A 16462-nucleotide genomic window follows, 5' to 3' on the forward strand; every position below is an offset into this window, starting at 1 on the left:
TTTGAGTCCCGATTTCGTTCCATTGCCAGCGCTCGGCGCTGCAGTTCTCTCCGCTGTACTTGGCTCGCTGTTCGTCGGTGCCGACACCGCACTGACGACGTTGAGCGTCACGAGGCTCGGCGCGCTGATTGAGCAGGCGACGGGCCCCACGAAGGCCGCCTACGAGCGGATTCGTCGAGAAGACGCCAAGCTCCGTTCCCGCTACCTGCTCGGCTGGGTCGTATCGACCAGCCTGACGGCCGCCTGCTTCGACCTCTTCTTCCGGCGGATTGTCCCTGGCGCTGCGCTCTATCTCGGGCTGGCGACCACCATCGTCGTCAGCGGAGCCCTTTACGAGGTCAGCTCCACGCTGGGCCGCAAGCACGCCGATCGGGCCGCATCGATGGCGGTTCGCTTCTTGCGCCCGCTCGAAATCGCGATGCTGCCGCTCGCCGTACCGCTCGGCTGGATCGGCTCCAAGCTGGGGCCGCGGGACGGTGAGCAGCCGTCGGACCCGAGGGTTGCCGAGGCGGAGGTCGAGATCCTCGTCGACGAGGTCGAGCGCTCTGGTCTCTTCGGGCGAGAGCCGGCGGAGATGATCCGGAATGTGCTCGAGTTCGCCGATCTCACGGCGCGGGACGTGATGGTGCCGCGATCCAAGGTCGAGGCCATCGAGATCTCCACTCCGCTCGAGAAGGTGCTGGAGATCGTCACCGAGAGCGGGCACTCGCGGTATCCGGTCTACAAGGATCAGACCGACAACATCGCTGGTCTCCTCTACGCGAAGGACCTGTTCAAGGTCCTCGAGGAGCGCCGGCTCAAGAACACGACGCTCCGGGAGATCACGCGGAGCCCTGCCAATTTCGTCGCCGAGTCGCAGCCTCTCTCTTCTCTGCTCCGGGAGATGAAGAGCCGGAGACAGCACCTCGCCATCGTGGTCGACGAGTTTGGCGGGATGTCGGGGATTGTCACCCTGGAGGACGTGCTCGAGGAGATCGTCGGAGACATCCGTGACGAGCACGACGAGACGGACGACGGTGCCGCCATCCAGGATCTGGGCGACGGTCGCCTGGTCGCCGACGCGGCCGTATCGATGAGCGATCTCTCGGCCTACCTGGGCGCCGAGCTCGACCGCGAGGGAAAGTACGATTCCCTCGGCGGGATGATCACGCAGCACGTCGGCAAGGTGCCCGAGGTCGGCACGGCCGTGAGCAAGTTCGGCCTACGCTTCATCGTGCGCGACAGCGACGAGCGTCACATCGGAAAGATCGAGATCGTCCGCCCCCGCGCCATGGGCGCCGGCGGCGCCGCCTAAATCACCCCGCGCCGAACCAGCGCACAGGGGGGGCCATCACCGCCCCCTCCCCTCGGCTCCCCCAAACCCGCGGTAACTCTCGCGCGGCGCGCGGTGCTTCAGATCTGCGTCGGCCGAGCGGCGCGCGCCCGCTGCGGATACGGGCCCAGATCGGCGTTTTCGGCGCGCAGGCGTACTCACGTACGCCGAGCACCGAAAACGTCGAGGTGGGCCCGTATCCGCAGCGGGCGCGTGCCGCTCAGCGGGCGAGGGAGAGTTTGTGGAGCTCGTTCGCGAGATCGTCGCCCTCTTTGATGAGGCCGGGCGTCTCTTCGACGGGGTTGTCCTTGTTGCCATCGAGCGTCTTGCGGATGTCCGCCATCGCGCTGGCGAGCCTGAAGACCATCTGCTCGCTCGTGAGGCCAGCGACGGACTGAGGATCGACCGGGAGGGCCTGCAGATCGCCGCCGGCGATGTCGCCCTTCGTCCAGCGGGTGGCCTCCTTCTCGGCAGCCCTCATGCCCTGCTGCGTGCGCTCGAGGCGGTTCACCGTGTACTTCGCCGGCCAGTCCTTGCCGAACGGGAACGGCGCCTTGTTGGGAACGAGCTCGGCCAGCGTCTTGTCGCCGTCCCGGCGGAAGACCACCGAGAAGTTCACGACCGGCTCCTCCTGCTCCTTCCACGATTTCTCGACGGGAGCCTGCGCGGCCGTGAGGACGTTCTTGAGGCTGTCCTTCGTCTTGTTGAGATCCTGGACCGCCGTGGTGTAGGCGAGGAGCTGGCGCATCACCCGCCCCGGGAGGCCGCCGATCTGCTTGCCCTCCAGGTTGGTGGCATCGAACGGGACGTTGATGCCGCCCAGCTGGGTCACGAGCTCCGCGGGGAACTTCTTCCCCTCGAGCGCCGTCCGGCCCGCATCGAGCTTCTCCTTCAGCTCCGCCATCTTCTCGTTCGCGGCCTTCACGTCCTTCTCGAGCGCCGCGGCGCCCTCGACCGCGAGCTTGCCGCGATCGCCGCGCTCCTTCGCGCCGCCGATGGCGAAGCCCACGCCGATGCCGACGACCGCCGCGAGGCCGGCGTAGAGCGCCGTCTTCTTCGAGGCCTTCCGGCGCTCCTGCTCGACCTCCTCGCCGACCTCGACCTTGATGGTCTGGGCGGCCGCCGTCGGCTTGGGCGGGGGCGTCTGGATCACAGGACGCGGCGCCGGCGCGAACGGAGGCAGCGGGATGCCTGGCGAGATCCCGGGCGGGGGCGCGATGCCTCCCACGGAGGGCATCGGCGGCCGCGCGCTCGGATGCGGCGAGGGCATGCCGATCGGGCCCGCGTTCATGTCGGGAGGCGGCCCCGATCCGGGCTGCGGGCCAGGCACGGGAAGGGGGACGGCCGCTCCCGGCGCCCCGCCTACCGCCGTTTTGCCAAGCCGAGCCTTCAGATCGATTTTGCTCTTCTTCTTTTCTTCAGCCATCGGCTCCTCGAGGACGGGATCGCTGCACCACTTCGCGCTGAAAACTCCAGCCCACCCGAGGGAATCGACCCACCACGGCCCGAACCGGAGCTGCCCCTGCGCGAGCGGCAACAGAAGACGACACGGGCCGGCCTCCAACAGACCGACATGGGAGCGGGGAGGGAAAGATCAGCAACACGACGGGAGCGCCGGGCGAGCGGACAACCCGCCGGGCACGTTAGCGGCGCGCCGCCTGGAATGTCAACGCGATGGCGATCGCAGCGCAGGATGTGTTTCGACAGGCGATCGCCAGGCCACACGGGCCACCCGGCCCCACGGCAGCCCCCGCCGGCCCGCAGCTGCGCCCTCGCCGGGTCTGCGCCGGCGTCCCCCCCATCACCGCCGGCAGCCTGGCCCTCCGCGGAGGGACCGGGTAGGAAGCAGGGCGCTCATGGTCTCGTTCAAGTTCGGCGGGGGTCGGCCGCCGCGGCTCCGCTCTCCTTCCGGCAGCGGACCGCAGGCGCCGCCAGCTTCATCCACCGGCAACAGACCGCAGGCGCCGCCCGCGGCTTCCTCTGGCGACGGGCGGCAGGCGCCACCCCCGCCTCCCAGCGGCGGGCGGCAGGCGCCGCCCCCTCCTGCGTCCAGCGGGGGCCGGCGGGGGCCGCCCACGCGGCGGCCATCGCTCCGGATGGAGACCCGGCGGGTCGCGAGCTTCGATGGAACCGACATCACCTACCGCGTGACGCCGCCGCCGTTCGAGGGGGCGAAGACGGTGGTCCTGGTCAACGGGCTGGGCGGGCCGTACCTCGCCTGGCGGGCGCAGGTCGAGTACCTCTCCGACCAGTACCGGTTCATCACGTGGGACTACCGCGGGACGTACGCCTCGAAGCGCCCGTCACCGGACGTTCCGGAGGCCTACGCGGTCGCGAACCATGTCCGCGACCTGGAGGCCATCCTCGCCGTCGAAGGGATCCGGCACGGCGCGCTGATGGGATGGAGCGTGGGCGTCCAGGTGGCGCTGGAGGCGTTCCACAGGCTCCCGGGGTTCGCCGCGAACCTGGTCCTGCTGAACGGCACCTACCGCCGGCCGCTGGAGACGATGGGGCCGCTGCCGGGGCTCGGGCGGCTGTTCCCGCCGTTCGTGGCGTTCGCGGCGCGCGCTCACACGCTGGCGGCCCGGGTGACGGGCAGCGCCGTCGGCCCGCCGGACGCAGTGCTCTGGCTGAAGCGAATGGGGCTGCTCGGCAAGACGCTCGACAGCGAGGCGTTCGCCGAGCTCGTGCAGCCGTTCGGCCAGCTCGACATGGACGCGCTCTTCAGCAACTTGCGCGCGCTGGACGCCCACGACGCCGAGCACGTGCTCGAGCAGATCGACGTCCCGACGCTGCTCATCACCGGCGACCGCGATGCGTTCACTCCGCGGGCGCTGGCGCAGTCGATGGCACGCCGCATCCCGATGGCGGAGATCCTCGTGGTCCGCGGCGGGACCCACACCACCGCGGTCGAGTTCCCCGAGCTCGTGTCGCTCCGGATCGAGCGCTTCTTCGCCGACCACGGCTTCTAGCGCCGCGCCGCCCGCCCGCCTGGCACGGGGCCAGGCGGGCGCTCGCCGCTCACTTCCTCAGGAGGTCCGCGAACGGGTTGTTGCGGAAGCCGCCCGACGAGCTCCCCTGCCCCTTCCCTTGCTGCTGCTGCCCCTGGGCCGGCCGGCGGCCGTCGCCGCGATCGTTGCGGCCGCGCGCGTCGCCGCCGGCGGACGGGCCGCCCGCCTGGGGACGCGCGCCGGCGGGAGCGCCGCCCTTCTTCGCGGTGAGCGAGATGCGCTTGCGCACGAGGTCGACCTCGATCACCCGCACCTTGATCTTGTCGCCCACCTTCGCGACCTCGTTCGGGTCCTTCACGAACCTGTCCGCCAGCTGCGATACGTGCACGAGGCCGTCCTGGTGGACGCCGATGTCGACGAAGGCGCCGAACGCCGTGACGTTGGTCACCACGCCCTCGAGCTCCATGCCCGGCTTGAGATCCTCCATGGTCCGCACGTCGTCGCGGAACTTCGGCGGCTCGAACGTGGCGCGCGGGTCGCGGCCCGGCTTCTTCAGCTCGCTCAGGATGTCGTTCAGCGTGAACGAGCCGACGTCACCGGCCTCGTACTTCTTCGGATCGATCCGCGCGATCGCCGCCGTGTCGCCGATGAGCGACCCGACCGGCACGCCGAGGTCCGCCGCGATGCGCTCGACGAGGCCGTAGCGCTCCGGGTGCACGGCGCTCGCGTCGAGCGGGTGCTCCCCGCCCCGGACCCGCACGAAGCCCGCTGCCTGCTCGAACGTCCGCGGGCCGACGCCGGGCACGTCGAGCAGCGCCTTGCGGCTCTTGAACGCGCCGTTCAGGTCGCGGTGGGCGACGATCTTCTTCGCGAGGCTCGGGCCGATGCCGGCGACGCGGGCGAGCAGCGGGGCGCTCGCGGTGTTGAGCTCGACGCCGACCCGGTTCACGCAGCTCTCGACGACCTCGTCGAGCTTCCGCGCGAGCAGCCCCTGGTAGACGTCGTGCTGGTACTGGCCGACGCCGATGCTCTTCGGGTCCACCTTCACGAGCTCCGCGAGCGGGTCCTGCAGCCTGCGGGCGATGCTGATCGCGCCGCGCACCGTGAGATCGAGGTCCGGGAACTCCTCGCGCGCGACGTCGCTCGCCGAGTAGACGCTCGCGCCCGCCTCGCTCACCGGGACGCAGAACAGCTTCTCCGACGGTCGCGGATCGGCGTTCGCCGTCTGCTCCGTCAACCCCTCCGATGCGAGCACGTCCTTCACGAACGCCTCGGTCTCGCGGCCGTGCGTGCCGTTGCCCACGGCGACGGCGCGGAGCGGGTACTTGCGGCAGATGCGGCGCAGGTCCTGGCGCGCGCGCTCGAGCGCGTCGCCGCTCCCGACCAGGTAGATGGTGGTGTGCTCGAGGAGCTTGCCCGTCTCGTCGACGACGGCGCACTTGCACCCGGTGCGCTGGCCCGGGTCGATGCCGAGCACCGCCTTCGTGCCGAAGGGCGCGGCGAGGAGGAGCTCGCGGAGGTTCTGGGCGAAGACCTCGACCGCGGCGCGATCGGCCTGCATCTTGAGGTCGACGCGCACGTCGCTCTGGACCGCCGGGAGCAGGAGCCGCTTCACGGCGTCGTCCGCGGCCTTCGTGAGCTCACCGGCCCACGGCGATTTCGGCTTCAGCCCCACCGCGGCGTGGATCGGCGGGACGAGCGGCTCGGGCACGAGCTCGATCGAGGCGCGGAGCACGCCCTCGGCCTCGCCGCGGCGGATGGCAAGGTAGCGGTGCGACGGGATGTTCGCGACGGGCTCCTCGAAGCTCCCGTACATGTCGAACTTCGTCTGCTTGGCCGCGTGCTCCTCGTTCTTCTGGACCTTGATGACACCTTCCTTCGCGTAGGCCTCGCGGACGAGCTTGCGCACGTCGGCGTGCTCGGCGATGCGCTCGGCGCAGATGTCGCGCGCGCCGGAGAGGGCGGCCGCCGCGTCGGGGACCTCCTTCTCGGCGCTGACGAACGCGCGGGCCTCTTCCTCGGGGCTGCCGTCCCCCGGCTGCGACCACATGCGATCCGCGAGCGGCTCGAGGCCCCGCTCCTTCGCGATGATGGCCCGCGTGCGGCGCTTCGGCTTGAAGGGGAGGTAGAGATCCTCGAGCTCGGCCTTGGTGTGGCAGGCGCGGATCTTCGAGGCGAGCGCGTCGCTGAGCTTGCCCTGCTTCTGGATCTCCGCGAGCACCGTGGCGCGGCGCTCCTCGAGCTCGATGAGGTAGGCGCGGCGCTCCTCGATGGCGCGGATCTGCACCTCGTCGAGCCCGCCGGTCGCTTCCTTGCGGTAGCGGGCGATGAACGGGACCGTCGCCCCCTCGGCGAGCAGCTTGGCCACCGCCGAGACCCCCTGGCGCGGGAGGCTCAGCTCTTCGGCCAGGAGCGGGACCGGATCGAACGAGCTGTCCGTGCGGCTCGGGACAGCGACAGGGCTCTGCGTCTCAGTCATGGGCGCGGCATACGCTCAGGGTGCACGCGCGTCCAGGCTTGACTTGAGGTCTGCCTCAGCACGCCGCCGCGATGACCTCGCCGTCGCGCAGCACGGCCCGCGCGCGCGGCGCGCCCCAGGGCTGCACGATCGCGTTCTCGTGGGGCAGGTCCCACACGGCGAGATCCGCGCGCAGCCCCGGACGGACGGCGCCGCACACGCCGCCGAGGCCGAGGGCGGCCGCCGCCTCGCGCGTCGCGCCCAGGATCGCCTCGGCGACCGTGAGCCCGTAGAGCCGCACCGCGAGCGCGAGCGCGAGCGGCAGGCTCTCGGTCGGCGCCGTGCCGGGGTTCGCGTCGCTGCCCACGATCAGCGGGACGCCGGCGGCCCGGAGCGCTGCGACGGGCGGCGGCTCCTGCCGCAGCGTGAAGCTCGCGACGGGCAGCAGCGCGGCGGCGACGCCCGCCTGGGCGAGCGCCGCGATGCCCGCCGGCGCGACGTGCTCGAGGTGGTCGGCCGACGCGGCGCCGAGCGCGGCGGCGAGCTCTGCGCCGCCCACGTCCGCGAACTGCCCGACGTGCACGCGCACGCCGAGCCCCAGCGCGCGCGCCCGATCGAGGACGGGCCGCGCCTCGTCCACCGAGAACGCGCTCCGGTCGATGTACGCGTCGACATAACGCGCGAGGCCGGCCGCGGCGATCGCCGGGAGCCAGGAGCGCGCGACGGTCCCCGCGTAGGCGGCGCGGTCGCCGCCGGCCTCCGGGGGCAACGCGTGCAGCGCGAGGTACGTCGGAACGACGCGGGGCAGGCGCGCGTCCCTCCCCGCCTCGGCGACCGCCTCGAGCTGCTTGCGCTCCGTCGCCTCGTCGAGGCCGTAGCCGCTCTTGGCCTCGACGGCGGTCACGCCGAGCGCGGCCATCCGGCGGAGGCGGGCGCGGAGCGTGTCCGCGAGCTCGCCGGCGGTCGCAGCGCGCGCCGCGCGCATGCTCGCGACGATGCCGCCGCCGGCCGCGGCGATCGCCTCGTAGTCGCCGCCGGCCATGCGGATCGCGTACTCGGCGTCCCGCGAGCCGATCCAGGGCGCGTGCGTGTGGCAATCGACGAGCCCGGGCGTGACGACCCCCGCGGCCTCGATCGCGATCGGCACGCCGGCCTCCGGCCGCAGGACCTCGCGCCGCGGGCCGACCGCCTCGATCGCGCCGCCTCGCACCACGATCGCGGCGTCCTCGATCACGCCGAGGGGATCGCCGGCCGAGGCGCGGGACGCGTCGCAGGTGACCAGCCGGCGCGCGGTGATGGCGAACGGGCGCTCAGGGTGCTGCGCGGCCTCTGCTCGCGCGGCCCCCGGCGGCGCCGTCACGTCGCCGCCCCCGCGGCGCGCGCGGCGCGCGCCCGCTCGATGTCCTCGAGCACCGCCCGGGACGCGGGCCCGCCGACGATCTCGGCGAACGCCGCGGGCGAGGAGACCGGCCGCGGCGGGCACCGCCGGCGCGCGGCCAGGCACCGCGCGGCCGCCTCGACGCAGCGCTCGCGGAAGCGCGGCTCGCGCTCGGCCTTGCGCACGAGCGCCTCGAGCACGCGATCCTGCAGGTCCTCGCTGTGGCAGACGAGCAGCGCGTCACAGCCCGCCCAGACGGCCGCGGCGGCGGCCTCCTCGACGGCGTGGTGCGCCGCGATCGCGGCCATCTCGAGATCGTCCGAGAAGAGCACCCCCTCGAAGCCGATCTCGCCGCGCAGGAGGTCGGTGCAGATGGCGCGCGACAGCGTCGCCGGGACGCCGGGATCCAGCGCCTCGACGACGATGTGCGCCGTCATGAGCGACGCGACCCCGGCGCCGCAGGCGGCGCGGAACGGCGGCAGCTCGATCTCGTCAAGGCGGCCGCGCGCGTGCAAGAGGGTCGGGAGCGCGAGGTGGCTGTCGAGCGCCGTGTCGCCGTGCCCCGGGAAGTGCTTGCCGCAGGCGAGCACGCCCTCCTCCTGGAGCCCCTCCAGGAACGCGACGGCGCTCCGCGCGACCGCGCCAGGGTCGCGGCCGAACGCGCGATCGCCGATGATCGGGTTCGCCGGGTTCGAGTCGACGTCGAGCACCGGGGCGAAGTTCAGGTTGATGCCGACCGCCCGGAGCTCGGACGCGACGGCGCGCGCCGCGCGGCGCAGCAGCGGGAGGTCCGCGAGCTCGCCGAGCGAGCGCATCGACGGCAGCGTCAGGAACGGCGCGGGCAAGCGGGTGACGCGGCCCCCCTCCTGATCGATGCCGATGAAGGGAGGCCGATCTGGGCCGCCCGCCGCGGCGAGCGCCTGGCAGAGCCGCGCCGTGGCGGCCGCGTCAGGGACGTTGCGCCGGAACAGGATCGCGCCGCCCCGCCTCCCCTCGGCGAGGGCCTTCAGGTACCGGGCCGGCGGCTCCGCGCCGTCGAAGCCGCCCACGATGAGCTGACCACACAGGACCTCGAGCTCCAGATCGAGCCGCATCGTCCACCACCTCTCGCGCGGCGCAGGCGAGTGGCCGGCCGCGGAATCCGTTCGTAGACGACTCGTAAACGACTTGGGCCGACGAGGCCACTTCCGAGGGATGCCGGTACACCGGAGGCGAGGCTGCGGCGCCGGAGGGACGCAGCCTGTCGCGGTCGGCTCCCTCAGAACCGGATCGCGATCTTCCCGAAGTGTGAGCCGCTCGCCACGGACTCGATCGCCTGGCGCACCTCGGCGAAGGGGACAACGCGGTCGACGACAGGCCGGAGCCCGCTCGCTGCGATCGCGCGGTTCATGTCCTCGAACATCGCCCGCGACCCGACGAAGATGCCCTGCGCGGTGATCTGCTTCATCAGGATGGGGAACAGGCCGACATCCCCCAGCGCGCCGCCCGTGAGCACGCCGATGAGGCTCACGCGGCCGCCGAACCGGACCGCGCGGAGCGAACGGGCGAGCGTGCCCGCGCCGCCCACCTCGATCACGTGATCCACCCCCTCGCCGCCGGTGAACGAGCGCGCGGGCGCGTCCCAGTCGGGGTTCGCGCGGTAGTTGATGGTCTCCGACGCCCCGAGCGATCTCGCGCGCTCGAGCTTCTCGTCGCTGCTCGAGGTGACGATGACGCGGGCGCCCGCGAGCCGGGCGAACTGCAGCGCGAAGATCGAGACGCCGCCCGTGCCCTGCACGAGGACCGTGTCGCCCGCCTTGAGGTGGCTCGCCACGAAGAGCGCGTTCCATGCGGTCACCGCGGCGCACGGCAGCGACGCGGCCTCCTCGTCCGTGAGGTGCGGCGGCACCGCGACGACCCCCTCCGCATCGAGCAGCACCCGCTCCGCGGCCACACCCGGCAGCTCCCCGCCGAGCGCCCCCCGCGCCTTGTGCGCGGAGAGCTCCCCGTCGATCCAGCGCTGGTGGAAGGTCGGGCTCACGCGATCGCCGACCTTCACCCGCGTCACCCCGTCCCCCACGGCGACGACCTCGCCGACCCCGTCGGAGAGCGGGACGAGCGGCAGCGGGAACTTCGGGTTGTAGAGCCCCTTCGCCACGAGCAGGTCACGGAAGTTGAGCGACGCCGCCTTCATCTGGAGGACGATCTGCCCAGGCCCCGGCTCAGGATCCGGAAGATCGATCGGGCGGAGCGCGTCGAGGCCGAACGAACCCTGGAGAGCGAACGCTTTCATGCAGATCCTCCTTGAGCGGAGATCCGCTATCTCATGCGGGGTGGAGGCCGGTCAACGCGCGCTCAACGCGCCGGCCGCCGCGCGTCGCGCAGCGCCTGGGCAGCAAGCCACAGGCCGGCCGCCATCACGAGCGCCGCCCCGATCAGCTGGTCCGCCGACGGGCTCTCGCCGAGCCAGGCCGCGGCGAGCACGTGCGACAGGACGACCCCGACGTAACCGATCGCGCCGATGCGCGCCGCGCTATCGAGCGCGTAGGCGCGCGTCATCGCGAGCTGCGCGAGGCCGCCGGCGAGCCCCGTCCCGATCAGCAGGAGGGCGCCGCGGGCGTCGGGCGTCCGCCAGACCGGGATCGAGAGCGCGACCATCGCGGCGCTCGCCACGAGCGAGAAGTGCAGCGCGATCGCCTCGGGGCTCGCGCGCTCCCCGCCTGCGCCGATCCTGCGCAGCCAGATCATCGCGAACGCCGAGAAGACGGCGCCGAGCGTGGCGATGAGCGCGATCTCGCCCGCGATCGCGAGCCTCGGCGCGGCGACCAGCCCGACGCCCGCGAAGGCGAGCAGGGTCGCGAGCCAGAGGCGCGGGCTCGTCCGCTCGCCGAGCAGCCGCGGCGCGAGGAGCGCGACGAAGATCGGGCTCGTCGCGCCGAGCGTGACCGCGTCGCCCAGCGCGATCTGCGGCGTGCCGAGCGTGTAGAAGCCGCAGAGCATCGCCCCGGTGCCGCAGAGCGAGCGCGCCCACGCGAGCCGCCGGTCGCCCCGGCCCACGGAGAGCGGCGCCCGGCGGACGAGCGCGACGCCGAGCGCGGTGGCCGCGCCCACCATCGTGCGCGACGCCGCCACCTCGGGCCACGGCGCGTGCTCCGAAGAGAGCCGCGCGAGGACGTTCATCACGGCGAAGAGCGACTGGGCCAGGAGCATCCACAGGACGCCCGCGGTCGGGTGCGCCGCGCGCCCCTCGCGCTCCGCCGCGAGGACGATCGCGGAGGCGCCGGACGGGTGCGCGGCGACCGCGCCCTGCGACGATGACGACGTGCTCACGTAGCGCATCGCTTACCACCTCGACCGCGCCGCCGTACACGCCGTGGTGCGCCCGAAGGCGTCGGCGCTCCCGGGTGCGTGCGCGGCATCGAAGCGCTACGGTCGCAACGATGCGCGCGATCATCGGAGTCACAAGGAGAAGCAGGACAGGTGCGATGGATGGTCAGCGGGAGCGCCGGTCCGTGGCGCTCTGGCTCGGGCTCGTCGCCGCGAGCGCCCACGCGCTCGGGTGCGGCGCGAGCGCCGCGAAGGAGCCGGCGGAGGGGCCCTCCGGGGGCAAAGCCAGGGAGGGAGCGGCAGAGGAGAGCGCGCGCCCCTCGGAGGGCAAGGCCGCCAGCGTGGAGACCGGCGGCGAGGCCCAGGGCACCCAGTCCCCGCCCGCGCCGGGCCAGCCGATGACCCGCGCGGAGGCAGGTCGGTACGTGCTCGGCCTCGTGAACCGCGATCGCGCGGCGCACAAGCTGCCGCCCGTGCGGTGGGACGAGACCGCGGCGCGCGCGGGGCGGCGGCACGCCGAGGACATGGTCCGGATCGGCTTCACCGGCCACTGGGGCAGCGACGGCTCGGTCCCGGAGGAGCGCTACACGGCCGCGGGCGGCGACGGGTTCCCGATGGAGAACGCCGGCTGCTTCGCCGACGCGATCCCCCGCGAGCTCGATCCGGATCCGCGCTTCTCCGCGGAGAGCCTCGAGCGCGTGCACAAGGCCTTCATGAACGAGAAACCCCCGGCCGACGGGCACCGGCGCAACGTGCTCACAGCGTCGCACACGTCGCTCGGGGTCGGGCTGGCCAAGGCGAAGGGGTTCGACATCGCCTGCTTGGCGCAGGAGTTCGTCGACGACTACGGGACGTACCAGCCGTTGCCCAGGCGGGCGAAGATCGGCGAGCGGATCCGGGTGGGCGGCGAGCTCGCCGCGCCGGCGAAGGTCGCTGGCGTCGGGATCTCGCGGGTCGAGCCGGGGAAGCCGATCAAGCCGGAGAAGCTGCTCAAGATGGGCGGATATCCGATCCCGCCCCCCTACGCGACGTTCTTCCCGAAGGGCTTCAAGACGCCTATTCCTCTCCAGGTGACCGGCAATCGATTCGACATCCAGGTCCCGCTGGACGACCGCGGGCGGCCCGGGCTCTACGGCGTCAGCGTCTGGGCGACGTTCCCCCCATCGGACGAGCTCAAGATGGTCTCGCTCCGCACGATCGACGTCGTCGGCAAGGGAGGCGCGCGATGAGCAACAGCCGCCCCCCCACGGCGTCCGAGGAGCTCGATGCGGTCAAGGTGCTCGATCACCTGGTCCGCCGCGCGGTCTCGATGGGCGCGAGCGATATCCACGTCGAGCCGAAGCGCGACGGCATCCGCGTGCGCTACCGCGTCGACGGCGTGATGGTGGCGCAAGGGCAGATCCCGATCGAGATCGCGCCGTCGCTCACCTCGCGCGTGAAGGTGCTCGCGCGGATGGACATGACCGAGCGGCGCCTGCCGCAGGACGGCCAGTTCAGCCTGGAGCTCCACGGCCACCCGCTCATCCACCTGCGCGCCTCGACGTTCCCCGCGATCCACGGCGAGACGCTCGTGCTGCGCGTGCTGCTGAGCCACCAGCTGATCGCGCTCGACAAGCTCGGGCTCACCGAGGTGGACCTGCCGCGGCTCGAGCGGCTCGCCGACCGGCCCTCGGGGCTGATCGTCGTGTGCGGGCCGACCGGGTCCGGCAAGACCTCGACGCTCTACTCGCTGATCAAGGTCATGAAGACGAGCGAGCTGAGCATCGTCACGCTGGAAGATCCGATCGAGGTCGAGTTCGCCGACATCACGCAGGGGCAGACCAACCCGAGGCAGGGCTTCACGTTCGCGACGGGCCTGCGCGCGATCCTCCGGCAGGACCCGGACGTGATCATGGTGGGCGAGATGCGCGATCCCGAGACGGCGCAGATCGCGCTGCAGGCGAGCCTCACGGGGCACCTCGTGCTGTCGACGCTGCACACCTCCGACGCGGTGGACACGGTCGCGCGCCTCGTGGACCTCGGCGCGGAGTCGTGGATCGTGGCGAACGCCCTGCTCGCCGTGATCGCGCAGCGGCTCGTCCGCAAGCTCTGCGAGGAGTGCGCGGAGACGTACGAGCTCGAGGCCGCCGTGACGGGTGAAGAGGACAAGGTCCTCATCGAGGAGGGCGCCGAGCTGAAGCGCAGCGTCGGGTGCCAGACGTGCCACTTGACGGGCTACCGGGGGCGCATCGGGCTCTTCGAGATGCTGGAGCTCGACGACGACCTGCGGGATCTCGTGAAGGCGCGGGCGGGGAAGCGCGCGTACCGGGACGCCGCGCGCAAGGTAGGGCTCGTGCCGCTCCGCGAGGCCGGGCTCGCCAAGGTGAAGGAGGGGCTTACCTCCCTGGACGAGGTGCTCCGCGTGACGTGAGGGAGCGGGGCGCATCTTCGTGCGCTACGGGCTCATCCGCGTCGTTCGGCTCGCTGCGGCGTACTTTCACTTTCGTACGCCTCACTCGCCTGCCTGGCGGCTGAGCCCGTATCCCACGAATCTGCTCCCCGCTTCAGGGGCCGCGGGGCGCCCCGCAATCCGCGGCGCGCCGCCGGTCAGGTGGCCTGCGAGGAGCCGTCGTCGACCGCGTTGGCGGCGATGACGCCCTTGTACCAGAGCGCGCTGTCCTTCGGGATGCGCCGCTGCGTCTCGTAGTCCACCCAGACGATGCCGAACCGCTGCGAATAGCCGCGATCCCACTCGTAGTTGTCCATCAGCGACCACACGAAGTACCCCGCGAGCGGCGCCCCCGCGTCCATCGCGCGCCGCGCGGCGACGAAGTGATCGCGCAGGAACTCCAGCCGCCGCGTGTCCGGGATGCGGCCGTCCTTGTCCGGCTCGGTCGAGTAGGCCGCGCCGTTCTCCGTCACGTAGAGCTTCGGCACGCCGTACTCCACGTGCAGCCGGAGGAGCAGCCGCCGCAGCCCTTCCGGGTAGACCTCCCATTGCATCTCCGTCTGCTCGGAGACGGGCGCGACGTGCATCGTCCTCGGCAGGTTCTGCTCCTCGGGCACCTTGCTGCTCCGCAGGACCGCCCGCGAGTAGTAGTTGAGGCCGAGGAAGTCGCACTGCGTGGCGATGATGTCGAGATCGCCCGGCTTGCACACGGTCAGCCCCTCCGGCGGGAGGTAGCCCAGCGCGATGTAGTCCTCGATCATGTCCGCCGGGTAACGCCGGCCGTACAGCGGATCGAGGAACCAGCGGTTGAAATACCCGTCGTAGTGGCGGCACGCGTCGTAGTCGGCGGCGCTCGGGGACGCGGGCATCGCGTAGTTCATGTTCAGCGTGATGCCCACCTCAGCGCCGGGGCTGTTCTTGCGCAGCACGGGCACCGCGAGGCCGTGGGAGAGCAAGAGGTGATGGCTGACGGTCAGGGCCTTCTTGAAATCGCGCCCGCCCGGCGCGTGGATCCCCTTCTCGTAGCTGAGGAACGCCGTGCACCACGGCTCGTTGTGCGTGATCCACTTCTTCACGCGATCGCCGAGCTTCCGCGAGATCACGTCGGCGAACTCCACGAACGCATCCGCGGTCGAGCGATGCTGCCAGCCCCCGACCTCGTCCTGGAGCACCTGCGGCAGGTCCCAGTGGAACAGCGTCGCGTACGGCTCGATCCCGGCCGCGAGGAGCCCGTCCACGAGCCGGCTGTAGAAGTCGAGCCCCTTCTGGTTCACCGCACCCCGGCCGTTCGGGAGGATGCGTGGCCACGCGATCGAGAACCTGTAGGCCATCATGCCCAGGCTCTTCATCAGCGCGATGTCCTCAGGCCACCGGTGGTAGTGGTCGCACGCGATGTCGCCGTTCGTCCCGTCGACGATCTGACCGGGCGTCTTCGCGAAGCGATCCCAGATGGACTCGCTGCGGCCGTCCTCGTTCGTAGCCCCCTCGATCTGATAGGAGGACGTCGCGGTCCCCCAGACGAAATTGTCGGGAAATCTCAGAGACGGCATGTCGCTTTGTGGTTCTCCTTTAGATAGGTCCGGCCTCGACGGAGGCGGGCACCGTGCGATCGTAGAGCGCGGAGGGCGCGATGACGGAGCCGGGCGCGTAGAGGTGGCAGCGGACCCAGTGCCCCGACCCGACGTCGACGGCCCCCGGCATCTGCTCCCGGCACGTGTTCATCACGCTCGGGCAGCGGTCTGCGAAGGGGCAGCCCGGCGGCGGGTTGATGAGCTTCGGCGCCCCGGAGCGGGCCGGGAGGTCGCCGCGGATCGAGCCGTTCGGATCCGGAACCGCCGAGAGCAGGAGCCTCGTGTACGGGTGCGCCGGCTGCTGCATCAGCTCCTCGCTGGGCGCGCCCTCCACGATGGTCCCGGCGTACATCACCATCGTGCGATCCGCGACGTAGCGCGCGCTCGCGATGTCGTGCGTGATGTAGAGGTAGGAGATACCGCGCTCCTCCTTGAGCTTCTCCATCAGGTTGAGGACGCCCATGCGGATCGAGACGTCGAGCATCGAGATCGGCTCGTCCGCGAGGATCACGCTGGGATCCACCGCAAGCGCGCGGGCGATCGCCACGCGCTGCCGCTGGCCGCCCGACAGCTGGTACGGGTACTTGAGCGCGACCTCCGCAGGGGGGTTCAGATCGACCGTCTTGAGGAGCGCGTGCACCTTCTCCTGGAGGATCGCCGGCGTGGGCGCCTTGTTGTGGAGCAGGAGCGGCCGCTCGAGGTGGTAACCGATGGTGTGCACCGGGTTGAGCGAGCCGAACGGATCCTGGAAGATCATCTGCACCTGCCCGCGGTAAGCGAGCGAGGCGCGGGTCGGCTCCTCCTTCAGGATGTCGCGACCCTTGAACACGATCTGCCCGCTGCTCGGCGGCATAAGCCGCGCGAGGAGCCGTGCGATCGTGCTCTTGCCGCTGCCCGACTCGCCGACAAGCGCGATGACCTCACGCTCTGCCAGCGAGAACGATGCGTCGTGCAGCGCCCTGAGCTGCTGCGATCGCAGCCCGCCGCCGACAGGGAAGTACTTCCCCAGGCGCACCACGTCGAGGACAGGCGAGACAGAAGGTTGCGTCATCGTCATC

General features: G+C 71.7%; 12 protein-coding genes. 4 read left to right on the plus strand and 8 right to left on the minus strand.

What is annotated here, in order from left to right; genetic code table 11:
• Position 1: 1 nt before the first annotated feature.
• Positions 2-1294, plus strand: coding sequence for a hemolysin family protein (locus WME79_RS24090; RefSeq protein WP_437539367.1), 1293 nt, complete (start codon positions 2-4; stop codon positions 1292-1294).
• A 238-nt stretch (positions 1295-1532) separates the two neighbouring features.
• On the opposite strand, the gene WME79_RS24095 is transcribed toward WME79_RS24090, so the two are convergent.
• Entirely contained in the window at positions 1533-2738 is a 1206-nt protein-coding gene (locus WME79_RS24095; protein WP_437539369.1) for a formin, read from the minus strand.
• A gap of 670 nt (positions 2739-3408) precedes the next feature.
• Between WME79_RS24095 and WME79_RS24100 the strand changes: the two genes are divergently transcribed.
• On the plus strand, positions 3409-4284 hold the full coding sequence (locus tag WME79_RS24100; protein WP_437539370.1) for an alpha/beta fold hydrolase: 876 nt from the start codon (positions 3409-3411) through the stop codon (positions 4282-4284).
• A 49-nt stretch (positions 4285-4333) separates the two neighbouring features.
• On the opposite strand, the gene WME79_RS24105 is transcribed toward WME79_RS24100, so the two are convergent.
• The 5 genes from WME79_RS24105 to WME79_RS24125 form a co-directional block, all read right to left on the minus strand.
• A complete protein-coding gene (locus WME79_RS24105; RefSeq protein ID WP_437539372.1) occupies positions 4334-6742 on the minus strand; it encodes a Tex family protein in 2409 nt (802 codons plus the stop codon).
• Between the two features lie 55 nt (positions 6743-6797).
• The gene (hutI, locus tag WME79_RS24110; RefSeq protein ID WP_437539374.1) at positions 6798-8081 is read right to left on the minus strand and encodes an imidazolonepropionase; all 1284 of its coding nucleotides are present in this window, start codon (positions 8079-8081) and stop codon (positions 6798-6800) included.
• Entirely contained in the window at positions 8078-9193 is a 1116-nt protein-coding gene (gene nagZ, locus WME79_RS24115; RefSeq protein WP_437539376.1) for a beta-N-acetylhexosaminidase, read from the minus strand. The genes hutI and nagZ overlap by 4 nt, the downstream gene beginning before the upstream one ends.
• Positions 9194-9357: 164 nt before the next feature.
• Positions 9358-10371 (minus strand): zinc-dependent alcohol dehydrogenase family protein, encoded by a 1014-nt coding sequence (locus tag WME79_RS24120; RefSeq protein WP_437539378.1) that lies wholly within the window; start codon positions 10369-10371, stop codon positions 9358-9360.
• 62 nt (positions 10372-10433) lie between these two features.
• On the minus strand, positions 10434-11417 hold the full coding sequence (locus WME79_RS24125) for a DMT family transporter (protein WP_437539380.1): 984 nt from the start codon (positions 11415-11417) through the stop codon (positions 10434-10436).
• A gap of 146 nt (positions 11418-11563) precedes the next feature.
• Here WME79_RS24125 and WME79_RS24130 point away from each other — a divergent pair, with 146 nt between their 5' ends.
• On the plus strand, positions 11564-12634 hold the full coding sequence (locus WME79_RS24130) for a CAP domain-containing protein (RefSeq protein WP_437539382.1): 1071 nt from the start codon (positions 11564-11566) through the stop codon (positions 12632-12634).
• Positions 12631-13815, plus strand: a complete 1185-nt coding sequence (locus WME79_RS24135) for a GspE/PulE family protein (RefSeq protein WP_437539384.1) — start codon at positions 12631-12633, stop codon at positions 13813-13815. Before WME79_RS24130 ends, WME79_RS24135 begins: the two co-directional genes overlap by 4 nt.
• 176 nt (positions 13816-13991) lie before the next feature.
• Here WME79_RS24135 and WME79_RS24140 read toward each other — a convergent pair whose 3' ends face one another.
• Both WME79_RS24140 and WME79_RS24145 read right to left on the minus strand, forming a co-directional pair.
• A complete protein-coding gene (locus WME79_RS24140; protein ID WP_437539386.1) occupies positions 13992-15383 on the minus strand; it encodes a GH1 family beta-glucosidase in 1392 nt (463 codons plus the stop codon).
• Between the two features lie 19 nt (positions 15384-15402).
• A complete protein-coding gene (locus WME79_RS24145) occupies positions 15403-16461 on the minus strand; it encodes an ABC transporter ATP-binding protein (protein WP_437539388.1) in 1059 nt (352 codons plus the stop codon).
• Position 16462 lies beyond the last annotated feature (1 nt).

The organism is Sorangium sp. So ce726 (genome assembly GCF_051521405.1).
Lineage (GTDB): Bacteria > Myxococcota_A > Polyangia > Polyangiales > Polyangiaceae > Sorangium.